The organism is Methylicorpusculum sp., assembly GCF_030651835.1.
Taxonomy (GTDB): domain Bacteria; phylum Pseudomonadota; class Gammaproteobacteria; order Methylococcales; family Methylomonadaceae; genus Methylicorpusculum.
In genome coordinates this window covers 1-13,407 of record NZ_JAUSBX010000056.1, presented here as the reverse complement: position 1 = coordinate 13,407, position 13,407 = coordinate 1, and the positions used below count along the sequence as shown (strand labels likewise).

The following is a 13,407-nucleotide window of genomic DNA, read 5'->3' as shown; positions in this document are numbered from 1 at the left end:
TTAGGTTTAAACGCCATGCAAGCTAAACAAGATCATTACCCCATTTTCGAAGCGAATCAGGTGTTGAGTAACCGGCATCTGAATGATGTTTTCAACTATTTGGATGAGCAAAACCGCCTGACGCGGGCTAATCTCATCGGTATCGGTATTGTTTGCGGCCTTGATGTTGCCTATCAGGCCGCGCCGGCTGCTGTAATAAAACTATCCAAAGGTCTGGGCATCAGTTCGGAAGGGTATTTACTGGCTGAGCCCGACGATCTCGAGTTGGTTGCGTACCGGACCTATAGCTTACCGGAGGGGGTGAGCTATGCCCCTTTCGACGGCGCTGCGATGTGGGAACTGTTTCCGGCGGGTGAACCCAATACTACGCCCATCAGTCAACCGGCCAATTTCTTGAACAATAAAGTGGTTCTGTTGTTCCTGGAATTAAAAAAAGCCGGTTTACGCAACTGCAGTCCTAATAATTGTGATGATAAAGGGTCGGCTGTGACCTTGACGCTCAGGCGTTTACTAATCAGTAAGGAGAATGCGGACAAGGCGCTGGAGACGGGCAGTCCGGGGAATGAAGGCCTCTACGCGGATTTGGAAACCAGTTTAGCCGCCCGCCTCAATCTGCCTGATTTACATTTACCTGCCTTCGATGTGCCGAATACGGATCCGTTGTCTGCAGAAGACGTACTGTCTGCATTTTTTGCAGTCTTCAGCGATGAACTTGCCATTCAAACGCAAGATGCATTATCGGCTGCTTATCAGGCCTTCAAACCGATTGTTGATAAACACAACAGCGGCGACCCGTTTGGTGGTTTCGATACCAAATTCGGTTTTTTAAATACGGTGCCGCAAACGGCAACCCAGCTTCGGTTTCTTCAATATTACTACGATTTTTTTGATGATTTGCTGGCGGCTTATAACGAATTTCGCTGGCAAGCCATCGACTTATTCTGTTTGTGCAGTCCGCCGGAAGGTTTGTTTCCACGTCATTTAATGCTCGGGCTGGTTTTTCCCGAAACGGTTACGCAACCCGGTTTGTACAGGCACCGGTTTTTACCGTCTCCTGCGGCGAGTCACTGCGCGGAGCAAGTCAATTCATTGGAAGGGCTGTTTAATCGGTTGGTCAGGATGATAGAGCAATTCACCGATGAACCGCCTTTGGCCGCCGTCAAAAAGAGCGAAATCGATCTGCAAATCCGGATTACGCCCAGCCGATTGGGTGATGTGGCTTTATCGGCTAAAGCCATCCCTTATTACTACCGTCAAGACGGAAATCCGGCGTTGTTTGAGTTATGGAGTCCATTATTGACTCGCCGGAAGCGGGCCGACCAGAATCTGAGTTACCGTTCGGACGAATATGCGAGCCAGCCATTTGTGACTGAACCGCTGCGCTACGATTGGGAACCCTATAATTTTCTGCGTATTGAAGGCCATTTGGGAAAGCCCTATCAACAGGTATTGCAATCACTGTTGAGTCAAAAAAATTCCTATCGTTTGCCTGTTGAAATCATCGCGTTGAGAGCAGGTGAACCGGACGAGCAAGATCCTGTTGATTTTGCTGAGGAGTCCTGCAATTTCGATGACTTGTTGATTCTGTACCAAGCTTATAAACTGGAAATTGCCTGTGCGGCCAAAAAAGCAAAATCGGTGTTGGGCGGCAAGAAAATAAAGATCAATGAAGCGGTCCGGGTGGCTGGAAACACTGCCGTTACTGCAGCAAATGCCGATGAGACCCTCGGAACTCTGGGCGAGCTTTATAAGAACAGAATCGAAAAACCGGACATGGACCGGGTTGCCGGTTTACGTCAACCGGCTTTATTGAATGCGGCGATTTATTCCATGACTTTACTGGATGAATTCGAAGCCGTTTTACCCGATGATCCTGCCGCTCTGAATATCGAGGCGGCGGTCAGGCACATTGAGCGCGTTAAAACCTGGACGGCTGAAATTGCAGGACAAAAAGAGTCAGGTGACGCCCAAGGTGAACTAGATTGGGCGCAATTGGAATCGGCCTTGCTGAACTTGAGCAGCGAATGCAAGCTGGAAGCGCTGGAACTGATTAAAAATGAAATCAAGCGCCGTATTAACGAAGTTCGCAAAAAAAGAGGGTTGAGTCATTTTCTCAAGCAACATCCCGGTATCAGGCATAAAGCAGGGGTGACGCCGGGTGGGACCTTTATTTTGGTGTATTACGAGACCCGGGCTGTAAAAAAGAGCTTAGGTTCTGCGCCCCGTAAACAGTCTAAATTCGGAAAATTGATGGAAGCGGCTTTGCTGGAATTGCAGGAAGGCGCCGTTATTGCCGATTTTTATCTGCCTTATCTGTGTTGCTCGGACTGTGCGCCGGTCCAATTTGTTCTGCCTAAAACGCCGCTGGTTATCAGTGTCGACATCGGTTGCACGAACAGCGACAAACTCGCGGAGGTCAGGGTTTCGCCCAAAGGGGGGCTGGCGCCTTACCGCATTAAGGTGGATCAGCAAGACTACATTCTATTTGAGGGGGCACCTTTGTTGCTAGCAACCGGGGAACACAGTCTCAGAATAAAGGATGCAGAAGGTATGGAATCGGCTGCCCTGGCGCTTCTCATCGCCGATCCTTTAAGGCTGGGTGAACCGGATTTTGATTGCGTGGAAGGTGATAACTATGTTGCCACAGTCGCCCTTCAGGGCGGCACGCGGCCTTATTCGGTTAACGGCAAATTGCTGGAGGCTGATGTCTTTACTTCAGGGCCTGTTGCCAGCGGAACGCCTCTGACTATTCAAGCCGTCGATAGCCTGGGGTGCTCAGAGACGGCTGTCATTACTCATCGTTGCGAGCCCTCGTGCAATCTGCCTTGTGATGGCGTGTCACGCCGTTGTGCTTATCGCTTATGGGTGCAGCCGCCGCAACGCGAAATGCCTTACGAGTTTTTCTCGCTTGGAAGCGACATAATCCGGTTCCGGTTTAACGATAAGGATTTTGAAATACCGTCGGAAAAAGTCTTTTCCGACGTCACGGCTGTCAGCTTAAATCAGGATTTTGATAAAACGATCAGCGAGGCGATAGACAGGCTGAATCAATTTATCAATGAGATTTTGGTGCAGGCTTTCGGCGTTTTGGACAAACCCCGCTTAATGCTGGGTTATAAACCTTCAGCGGATTACCCTTTCAGCGTATTCCATATCGAATATTTCGTCTGCGAAACGTTCAGTCTGGAATTTGATTTCGCTTATGCCAAACCCGCCCCTTCCTTTGAGATTAACGTTCGCTACACCTATGAAAAACAGGATGAGGGTTCCGAATTTAACGGCCTGATATACCTTGATCGCAGGCAGGAAAAAGAAAGCAGAGTGCCCGCGTTTGATTGCCGTGAACGCAATCAATGCAAGGGCAGCGCCTTCAGAGATTTGTGCAAAAGCGCTGAATTAAAGCCTGTTATTCAGATAGAACGGGCAGCAGATGGCCGCTTTATTTTAATTGGCGAAATTGACGGAGACCCCCGCGCTGATATCGCCGCCTGGGTTTGGGATTTTATCAATGCAATTCCAACGGAGCCTTTATACACGGGCGTAAAAACCGAAGTATCATTCGAGAAAATCGCAGATCCTGTCAAGCTGACCGTCATTACTGCGGACGGTTGTTTTTTCAGTGTTGAACGTTCGCTGGCAAGATGAACCACAGCATACGGCAATACCGGCTTGAAGCAGAGATGTCTGGCACCGAAGCCGAAAGTTTGACTTTGCAGCGGCTGTTGTCGCAGTTGACTGCCAGTAAAATTATCCCTGTTTTGGAACAGACTTTTGACCGCTGTTCGGTACCGGATGCGCATTTATATCTTGATAGCCTGGTTATCGATGCGGGTACTATCGACTATGATCGCCTGGCTCAGGAATTACCTGAGAAAATTGCCGAGAGTCTTGCCAAATCGTTACTGGACTGGGTGTCTGTGCATGCAAGACTGGAAACTGATGATGCCAGTATCGCTAACTACAAAAGCAAACGGCAATCGGTGGAACAGGCCCTGTTGTTTTTTTTAGTTTCCGGACGCCTCCCTTGGTCTTTTAAGTTATTGCCGGAGCAGAGTCTTGAGCAGCGAGTGCTGGAAGTCTGGCAGGACGAAGATGCAACCGGGCATCCAGGAAGCTATTTCATCCGGGAATTGATGGCTGAACTTAAAAATGAAAATGTCAGAACCCGCTTGCTAAACCAGTTTTCCCTGGCCTTTTGCGAAGTCTTGCTGGCCCTTTTATCGGACAGAGCTAAAGCTGTTTTTGATGAAGTCATTGACAGTCTGGTGTTGCTTGAAAGTCCGATTGACCAAAAAAACGCGTTTGTCAGGCAGTTGTTAGAGGGTCTTTTGGTCATGATCGCTTCGGATCAGAGGCTTTCGGTTGCAGCGTTGATCAATAAAAGCCGGATTCTGCTCACTGATCAGGCTCACAAACCGGAAGATTGGCTGCCGTGGCAGCAATGGCTGGAAGAATGCTGGCCGGGAAAAAGTGAAGACATCCAACGTAAGCTTGAGCCGTCGGCTGAGGTGACATTAAACCAGCATGCCAATGATGCAGACATCGCTGAAGGTCTTTATATAGACAATGCCGGTCTGGTTTTACTTCATCCCTTTTTACCGCAATTGTTTGAAGCTTTGGGAATTGTCAGAGGTGAAAAGATAATTCGGCCAGATTTTGCGCTGAGTCTTTTACATTACCTGGCTACAGGTCAGGACAAGGCTCCGGAATACGAACTGGTGCTACCCAAACTACTTTGTCAACTGCCTTTGTCTGCGCCGATTGCGTCGCTAGTCGTATTACCTGACTACGCAAGACAGGAGGCTGATGCGTTGCTGCGGGCGGTGATAAAACATTGGGGGGCACTGCGCAATACGTCCATCGACAGTTTAAGAGGGACGTTTTTATTGAGGCCGGGCAAATTGACGGCACAAGCAGACGGGGATTGGCGGCTGCAGGTCGAACATCAAACCTGCGATATCTTGCTGGATAGCCTGCCCTGGGGGCTGGCAACCGTTAAATTGCCGTGGATGCGGCCTTTGCTTTGGGTTGAGTGGATGCAATGAGTAACGCAAGCACCAAAAAAGCAGCAAGTACTTCCAAGGCGGCGACACCGTCTGTCAATCAGCCGTTTTTTGCCAAATCCGGCTCAGGTGGCTTTTTTTCTCCGGCTAATGAAGCGTCGATACCGTCAGTACAAATGAAGATGACGGTCAATAAACCCGGTGACAAGTTCGAGCAGGAAGCCGATAAGATGGCGGACAAGGTGATGCGCATGCCCGCACCTGAGGAAAAAATTCAGAAAGCAGGCCTGCCCGAGGAGAAGGTACAAAAACAGGAAGACCCAAAAATTCAAAAAGCGGAAACCAAAGAAGAAAAAGTACAAAAGCAGGAAGAGAAAAAAATACAAAAAGCTGCAATGCCGGAGCGGCAGGTTCAGAAAAAACAGGATGACAAGCTGCAACGCAAAGGTGGCGACGGTACGCCTTCGGTAGGGGGCAGCGTACAATCAGCGATTCACAGTAAAACCAACGGCGGTCAGGCACTGTCCAGCGATGTACGGGGTTACATGGAACCGCGGTTCGGAGCCGATTTCAGCAATATCCGCATCCATCAGGATGCCGAGGCAGCAGGGCTGAGTCAGCAATTGAACGCCCGTGCCTTCACCTACCAAAACCACGTCTTTTTTGCCGACGGGCAATACCAACCGGAAAGCAGTGGCGGCAAGCAGCTTCTGGCGCACGAATTGACGCACACCATTCAGCAAGGCCAGGCCATTCAGCGCAGCCCTCAACAGAGTGCAACCACCAGTCCGCCTGCTATACAACGCCTGCTCGGTATCGATATTCCCTCATGGCAGGATGTGATCGATTGGCTGGCCGAAAAAGCTTACAACATTCCCGGTTACCGCATGTTCACGATTGTGATCGGCGTCAACCCGATTAACGGTGCAAATGCGGATCGCAGCGCGGCCAATATTCTTCGCGCGGTCGTCGAATTTTTGCCGGGCGGCAAGATTATCACTGACGCGCTGACAAAGTACGGCGTTTTCGAGAAAGCCGGGACTTGGGTGGAAGATCGGCTCAAACGCTTTGAAACGCTGGCCGAGAGCATCGGGTCTGCCGTTTCCCGGTTTGTCGACAACCTGGATTTTCTGGATATAGTTTTGCACCCGGTCCGAACGTGGGAGCAGGCGGTAGACCTGTTCACCACGCCGGTCAATAACATTATCGACTTTATCGGGGGTATTTTTCAGGATATCCTGCAATTTATTCGCGATGCCGTGTTGATGCCGCTGGCCGCTCTGGCTCAAGGTAAGCCGGGTTTCGATCTGTTGTGCGCCATCTTGGGTAAAAATCCGATCAGCAATGAGCCGGTACCCAGAAACGCCGATACCTTGATCGGCGGATTCATGAAGCTGATCGGTCAGGAAGATGTTTGGGAAAATATCAAAAAAGGCAACGCGGTACAAAAAGCCTGGAAATGGTTTGAGACTGCGCTGCAAGAGCTGTTTGCGATGGTGGTGCAATTTCCGCAAGACTTCATCGCCATGTTGAAATCGCTGGAAGTCATGGATTTCATCGTTCTGCCCAATTTATTTATCAAGGTATTTAAAGTATTCGGCAGTTTTGTCGTGCAGTTTTCTTCCTGGGCGTTCGGCACCATTCTCAGTTTGCTGGAGATCATCTTTTCGGTCGTGGCTCCCGGTGTCATGCCTTATGTGGCTAAAGCCAAGGCCAGTTTCCAAAAAATTATCAAGGATCCTATCGGCTTTGTCGGTAATCTGGTTAAAGCAGGCAAAATGGGCTTTCAGCTCTTTATGTCACGTATCGGTGAACACCTGAAAACCGCATTGATTAAATGGATTACCGGGCCCTTGGGCGATGCCGGTGTCTATATACCCAAATCGTTCGATTTGATGGAGATCGTTAAATTGGTCCTGTCGGTCTTGGGTTTAACCTGGCAGAACATTCGCGGCAAATTGGTCAAAATAATTCCCGACCCTGTTCTGGCGGGTTTGGAAAAAACGGCCGGTATTTTGGTTACGCTGGTTAAAGAAGGTCCTGCAGTCGCCTGGGATCAGATTAAAGCCGAATTAACCGAATTAAAAGGCCAGTTGATTGCGCAAGTCACCCAGATGATCACTACCGAAATCGTCAAAGCGGCGATTACCAAACTGGTCATGATGCTCAATCCGGCCGGAGCTTTCGTGCAGGCGGTGTTGGCGATCTGGAATACGGTGAGTTTCTTCGTTCAAAAGATCAAACAAATCGGTCAGGCTGCGGCAGCGTTTATTGACTCGATCTCCGCCATCGCTGCCGGACAAATCGCCGGTGCCGCTCAAAAAGTGGAAACCACGATGGCGCGCACCTTAACCGTCGTCATTGCCTTCCTTGCCAAGTTTGCCGGTCTCGGTAACATACCGGAAAAAATCGTCGGTATCGTCAAAAAGATACGGGCACCAATTGATAAGGGGCTGGATAAGATTGTTGGCTGGTTAGGCGGTATCTTAAAAAAACTGGTTTCATCTGCAAAAGGGCTGGCCGGATCACTTTTTCAATGGTGGAAGAAAAAAATAGCCATCAATACGGGCGCAGAGCCGCACAGCCTATATTTTAAAGGTGAAGAGGATCAAGCGGAACCCATGGTAGCCAGCAGTCCGAGGCGGCTGGAGAATTTTGTGGCCGAGTCTCGCGCAAATACAGACGTGACCGGGGATCCCAAGAAAAAGGCGGCCCTGGATAAAATCGATTCGGAAATACCGGTACTGCGGAAAATACGCGCTGATTTGCGTCCATTGAAGGATGCTCCGGATGACAAGCGTAAGCCTCACCTGGACAAACTCGATATCAGTTTTGGCAAAATCGGCACTGAACTTGGAGTGATACTTGCCGATTCAAAGAGCGGTACTGAAGTCACGCCAATCCCTATCCCTTGGCCAAAGCCGGCTTATACCGGTTATCCCCCGCTGTTTTTGTTTAACCAGGGAGAGCCCGATAAACCGAAGTGGAAGTTATCGGCCAAAATGAAAGCGGGGAAGCTGGTGGCTACTTACAATCCCGGCGGGGGCCATAACCTGAAGGCGGGTCCGCCCGTTCCTCCTGCAGAGCTAAAGAGTATCGGTATAAAATCGTCTTATCAAATCACCCCCGGTAAGGTGATAGGTCCCTTGTCTGAAGTGAGCACGCCGGGCGGAGGATCTCTGAACAGTTTGCTGGAACGCTTTGGTTGGAGCGCTTCTGAAGAATACATGGATGCCGACCATGTGGTCGAGATTCAATTTGGCGGAAAAGATGTTCCGCAGAACTTATGGCCTTTGGACGCAAGCGTTAACAGAGGCGCAGGATCCAAGCTTTCCAAGCAGCAGGTTAATTTGGATGGGCAAAACGTGACGATTGACTGGCTTAAAAAAGTCAAAAAGAAACCTGGTGAGGAAACTAAAAAGTATTTTTTCAAAGTGTCCTGACTTTGAAACCCCAATTTGATTTTAAAGATGAGCCTGATGAGCATGGCCATGGTCAGTGGGCGCTTAGCAGTAATTCTCAATAAAAGGGCATGGGGAAGCTTTTTGAGGATGTCAGCAGCAGGGATGCTGTTGTCAAAAGCCCCCATGGAAGGGTTTACGGAGTTCCTTAAAAGGCTTTTCCCTACCCAAAATAACGCTGAAAATATCAAACTGGGAATTGCTGATACAGGCGGCGAGAATCTGATTCAGTTAATCAAAAATGATAAAAAATACGTTACAGTCTGTTTTATATGAATAGCAATGAACCCAATCTGCAATCCGCAATGGATTGGCTAACCCGGATGGTGGACGGTTGCCTAAAAGTTTATTTCGGGCACAGCGAAAAATTTGAGGTGCCTGCGCTGAGTTTTTATGACAACGAGGGCTGGCTGGCGGATTTGTTAGAGAGACAAAAACCCAATTACCAGGAATTTACCTTATTGATGCTGGCCCTGGCGGCCCATTTACAACCTAATCTGCTGAATAAGTTGATTGCCGGCTATCTTCCCGAAGGCGGCGACTTTCCGGAATTCGGCGGCGTTAAAGGCGCTAATCACCGTGGACTTCTTCCTACCGGCGAAACGGCTCAATTTATTCTGGCCGGTGACGATCTCGGTAAACGGCTTGAAGTGCAACGTATTCTGGGTAGCGATCACTGGTTTGCGCAACAAAAGATGCTGTGGCTGGAGCCCGTTCCCGAGGGCGAACCGGTAATGAGTGGGCGATTGGTGCTGGATGCCGAGGTTGTCGAATGTTTGACGGTGGGTGCGGTCAGCAAGCCGCGCTTCAGCATGGATTTCCCTGCTGAATATATAGAAACGCAAATGGACTGGAATGATTTGGTGCTGCACCCGAATACCTCAAGACAGATTCGAGAAATCGAGCAGTGGATTAAACATAACGACACGCTGTTATTCGAATGGGGAATGAAGAAAAAAATCAAGCCCGGCTATCGGGCGTTGTTTTACGGTCCGCCCGGTACCGGTAAAACTTTGACGGCAACGCTGCTAGGCAAGCAAACCGGCAAGGATGTCTTCCGTATTGATTTGTCCCGTGTCGTGTCGAAATACATTGGTGAAACTGAAAAAAATCTGTCCAGGCTGTTCGATAAAGCGGAAAACAAAAACTGGATATTGTTTTTCGACGAGGCGGACGCGCTGTTCGGTAAGCGCACCGAAATTCGTGACGCTCATGATAAATACGCCAATCAGGAAGTTGCCTATCTATTACAGCGGATTGAGAGTTATAACGGGTTGGTGATTTTGGCGTCCAATCAACGGGGTAATATTGATGAAGCTTTCGTCAGGCGCTTTCAGGCCATTGTTCATTTTCCTATACCGGGGCCCGAAGAGCGGGCTGAAATCTGGCGAAAGACTTTTCCCGCACAAATCAGGATTCATAAGGATCTGGATTGGGATAAGGTGGCGAGCCGCTATGAACTGTCCGGCGCGAACATTTTAAACATCACCCATTACTGCGCGCTGCAATGTCTGGCTGGTGACGTGCTAATGATCGATTTAAACCGGCTGGAAACGGCGATTCAGCGAGAATTGATCAAGGAAGGCAAGGTTTTTTAGGCCTGTTTTATGCCGAGGCATTGCCGGTATTCAGGCATTGATCCCGGCAATTCCCAATGATGATAAAAAAGGGGCACCGTATGCTTTGGGGGGACGCTGTCGTCAAGCCACCATGGCTGGTTAACGGCGTTCTTCGCAAGGCTTACGCGGCCCCTCAAGGCTACATAAAAGTAATTGCTGCATTGATCCACGCTATTTTCGGTAGGATCGTTTCTCAGCTTTTGCTTTTTTCGGCTGATTATCCAAACCTGTGTATTTGGTTTTAAAGCGCAGCGTTTTTTCTGTTCGCGTTGAATCCAGACTGCCTTTAGGTTGAAATAGCGGCACCAGATGCTGCTTGCCATTACCGATTAAATCGGCTCTTCCCATGGCTTTGAGCGCATCTCTGAGCATCGGCCAGTTTTTGGGGTCATGGTAGCGCAGAAACGCTTTGTGCAGTCTGCGTTGTTTGATCGACTTGGGGATCGAAATATCGGGCGCATTTCTGCTGACTTTGTGCAGCGTGTCTTTACCGGAGTGATACATGGCTGTTGCAATGGCCATGGGCGAGGGCAGAAATGCCTGGACCTGATCCGCTCTAAAGCCGTTGCGCTTCAGCCAGACAGCAAGATTCAACATGTCCTCATCGGTGGTGCCGGGGTGGGCGGCGATAAAATAAGGGATCAAATATTGTTCTTTTCCCGCTTCCTTGGAATATTGATCGAACATTTGCTTAAAGCGGTCATAAGAGCCCATGCCCGGTTTCATCATTTTTGACAGCGGGCCTTGCTCTGTGTGTTCAGGGGCGATTTTAAGATAGCCCCCGACATGATGCGTTACCAGTTCCTTGACATATTCCGGCGATTCGACCGCCAGATCATAACGCAGGCCTGACGCGATAAAAATTTTCTTGATGCCGGGCAGTGTCCGCGCCCGGCGATACAATTTGATCAAGGGTGCATGATCGGTATTCAGGTTGGGGCAGATGCCGGGATACACGCAGGAGGGTTTGCGGCAGGCGACTTCTATTGCTTTGTCTTTACAAGCCAGTCGGTACATATTGGCGGTGGGGCCGCCCAAATCGGAAATGTGGCCGGTAAAGTTGGGTGAGGTGTCACGAATGGCTTCAATTTCACGAATGATAGAATCTTCAGAACGGCTCTGGATGATGCGGCCTTCATGTTCGGTAATCGAACAAAAGGTGCAGCCGCCGAAACAGCCGCGCATGATGTTGACCGAATGCTGGATCATTTCAAAAGCGGGTACATTGGCATTGCCGTAAAGCTTATGCGGCAAGCGGGAATAAGGCAGATCAAAGACGCCGTCCATTTCCTTGGTCGTTAGCGGAATGGGGGGCGGATTAACCCATAACTCGCGGTCGCCGTGTTTTTGAATCAACGCGCGGGCATTGCCCGGATTGGTTTCACCGTGCATGACACGGGAGGCGTGAGCATAAAGAATCGGATCGTCCTTGAGCGCTTCGTAGGCGGGAAGGCGGATCACCGTCTGAGCGCGGTTTTCTCGGGTGATGCGCGGTTCAAAGCGAATCACGGAACTGTCTTTATCCGGTTTGTCGGCACAAGCCGGTTCTTCCTGATACGGGTTTTGTGCGGGAGACAGCGGGCCGGGCTTGTCAACCTGTGTCGAATCCTTGGTCACCCAGCCTTCGGGCAGTAGTTTGACAAAATGGGCGGTGCCGCGAATAAACGTCAGATCGGCTATGGCTTCGCCGTTAGCGAGTCTATGGGCAATCTCGACGATTTGTCTTTCCGCGTTACCGTAAACCAGCAAATCGGCTTTGGAATCCAGCAATACCGACTTGCGTACTTTATCCGACCAGTAATCATAATGTGCGATACGTCTAAGACTGGCTTCAATTCCGCCGATGATGACGGGCACATTTTTATAAGCTTCCCGGCAGCGGTGCGAATAGACATTAACGGCCCGGTCAGGACGTTTTCCCGCTTCGCCGTTTGGCGTGTAGGCATCGTTGGAGCGAATTTTCTTATCCGAGGTGTAACGGTTGACCATGGAGTCCATGTTGCCGCCCGTTACGCCGAAAAACAGGTTGGGTGCTCCTAAACGCCTGAAGTCTTCAACACGGGTCCAGTCCGGCTGAGAAATAATGCCCACACGAAATCCCTGCGCTTCCAATAAGCGTCCGATCAGCGCCATGCCGAAACTGGGGTGATCGATGTAGGCGTCACCGGTGACCAGAATCACATCGCAGGAATCCCAGCCCAGTTGATCCATTTCTTCGCGTGTCATCGGGAATTCGGGTGCTATACCGTAACGGTGAGCCCAGTATTTGCGATAACCGAACAAATAAGGTGAAGTGGGTGATAAAGCGAGAGACGTCATGATTTTACTACTCGTGAAAAAAGGCTGGTGTTATTGCGTTTAAGATCGTGAACAAAAAAAGGAAATTCCAATTCAAAACGTTGTTGCAGAAGGTCCGCTCGATCTCTTAAGTTTTTTATAGAAATCTTGGCAATGCCGGGATTAAATGCAAAGCCGATGATGTTGCCGCGGCCGCGTACCGGTAAATACAGAACCCGCCAATCAAAAATTTTGCCTAATTGCCAGCTTACCTGCTGGAACAAAGGTTTATCGGTACCCCATAAGTTAATGGCTAAAATGCCGTCTTCCTTGAGTAAGGCCTTGCAATCGTCAAAGAAAGCCTCGCCACTGACCGAATCCGCCATGCCTTTGTGATCGAACGCATCGATCATCAGCAGGCCATACTGACCTCGGTGCGTTAGACTGCGTTGACGGATAAAGTGCCCGCCATCACCAATAATGATTTTTAAGCGAGGATCCAGCGGCAGATCGAAATGGCTTCGGGCAATTTTGACCACACTGCGGCGGTACTCAATCACTTTGATTTTACAATCGTCAAATTGATGCAGCATATATTTTGCCAGAGAACCGCCGCCCAGACCTATCATAAGTACCTCGCCGGGGGCGTCTTTAAACAACATCCAACCCATCATCGCTCTGGCATACATTGAATGCAGAAAATCAGGATTGTTAATGAGCATGCTGCTTTGTCTGGCCGAGGTGCCGAAATGAAGTGAACGGACTCCCATTGTTTCGACAATTTCAATGATGCCCTCATCGTCATGGCTTTGAAAGACGAGCAGGCCTTCGTATTTGTACATAAAGTTAATGACGGTAAAAACCCAGCTATTTTGTCTGAAATTAGCCGGTATGTCTTGAAGAAAATTAAATAGTGCCTGAAAGAAAATCAAAATATGCCATATAATACAATATGTTATAATTAATACGAAGCACCAAGATCTATCGTGCTGGCACCGATTTTACCACTTATCCGCCTAAAATAGGCTTGTCAGTGGCTAAAACCAC

Annotated in this window: 7 protein-coding genes; 5 read left to right on the top strand and 2 right to left on the bottom strand. The window is 49.4% G+C overall.

The annotated features are described in order from the left end of the window. Positions 1–15 precede the first annotated feature (15 nt). Genes Q7V32_RS07305 through Q7V32_RS07285 form a run of 5 tightly spaced genes read left to right on the top strand, consistent with a single transcriptional unit; the run spans position 16 to position 10,062 of the window. The gene (locus tag Q7V32_RS07305) at positions 16–3,645 is read left to right on the top strand and encodes a hypothetical protein (RefSeq protein ID WP_304896321.1); all 3,630 of its coding nucleotides are present in this window, start codon (positions 16–18) and stop codon (positions 3,643–3,645) included. Beyond that, positions 3,642–5,045: a contractile injection system tape measure protein gene (locus Q7V32_RS07300; protein ID WP_304896320.1), complete on the top strand. Its 1,404-nt coding sequence runs from the start codon at positions 3,642–3,644 to the stop codon at positions 5,043–5,045. Before Q7V32_RS07305 ends, Q7V32_RS07300 begins: the two co-directional genes overlap by 4 nt. Next, positions 5,042–8,446, top strand: coding sequence for a DUF4157 domain-containing protein (locus tag Q7V32_RS07295; RefSeq protein ID WP_304896319.1), 3,405 nt, complete (start codon positions 5,042–5,044; stop codon positions 8,444–8,446). Before Q7V32_RS07300 ends, Q7V32_RS07295 begins: the two co-directional genes overlap by 4 nt. A gap of 42 nt (positions 8,447–8,488) precedes the next feature. After that, positions 8,489–8,740 carry a hypothetical protein gene (locus tag Q7V32_RS07290; protein ID WP_304896318.1) on the top strand — a complete coding sequence of 84 codons (252 nt, stop codon included), beginning with the start codon at positions 8,489–8,491 and terminating at the stop codon, positions 8,738–8,740. Beyond that, complete coding sequence (locus Q7V32_RS07285) at positions 8,737–10,062, top strand: ATP-binding protein (protein WP_304896317.1); 1,326 nt, start codon at positions 8,737–8,739, stop codon at positions 10,060–10,062. The genes Q7V32_RS07290 and Q7V32_RS07285 overlap by 4 nt, the downstream gene beginning before the upstream one ends. A 192-nt stretch (positions 10,063–10,254) precedes the next feature. On the opposite strand, the gene Q7V32_RS07280 is transcribed toward Q7V32_RS07285, so the two are convergent. Together Q7V32_RS07280 and Q7V32_RS07275 are read right to left on the bottom strand one after the other, a co-directional pair. Continuing rightward, on the bottom strand, positions 10,255–12,402 hold the full coding sequence (locus tag Q7V32_RS07280) for a YgiQ family radical SAM protein (protein WP_304896316.1): 2,148 nt from the start codon (positions 12,400–12,402) through the stop codon (positions 10,255–10,257). Further along, a complete protein-coding gene (locus Q7V32_RS07275; RefSeq protein ID WP_304896315.1) occupies positions 12,399–13,202 on the bottom strand; it encodes a spermine synthase in 804 nt (267 codons plus the stop codon). The genes Q7V32_RS07280 and Q7V32_RS07275 overlap by 4 nt, the downstream gene beginning before the upstream one ends. Positions 13,203–13,407: the final 205 nt, after the last annotated feature.